This window comes from Halohasta sp. A2 (assembly GCF_056175805.1).
This window is the reverse complement of record NZ_JAQFWV010000209.1, coordinates 1-467: the sequence shown is the minus strand read 5'-3', so window position 1 is coordinate 467 and position 467 is coordinate 1. Positions and strand designations below refer to the sequence as shown.

Sequence of the window (467 nt, the reverse complement as noted above, 5' to 3'; positions counted from 1 at the left end):
CGAAATTAGGTGAGGTTCGGCTAGTGATCGCCGAGAAGGTGACTGACGAGGACGAGGAGAACCCTGTCAAGTACCTTGCAACAAACAAGATTGACGCGCCTTCAGCCCATATCATTCGGAGCTATTCCTACAGATGGCGAATAGAGACGTTTTTCGAGGACTCGAAGCAGGATTTAGGCCTAGGAGACTGCGAGGTACGTGATTCTGAGGGTGCCAGTCGTCACTGGCACCTTCAGATGCTCACCTACAGCCTCCTTCGTCTTGGTCCGGAATCGAGCGTCTCGGAGCGACTCGTCTCGAAAGCCTCGTCGCTCCGAGCACAGCTTGAACACGGGCTCAAAGAGGCGATTTACAATATGTTCTCGTGGGTGCGCGATCAGCCAGACCGTGACCTCGACGGATTGATGGAAAAAATCGACCACCTCTTTCTCCATTCTGAAGGGAGTTTATAAACGTGCAGAGCCGAG

At 53.1% G+C, this 467-nt stretch carries 1 protein-coding gene; it reads left to right on the top strand.

The genetic code is table 11. The features are described 5' to 3' along the window. Positions 1 to 452: transposase (locus O2S87_RS18820; RefSeq protein WP_475410236.1), on the top strand; the 452-nt coding region annotated here is incomplete at its 5' end. Positions 453 to 467 lie beyond the last annotated feature (15 nt).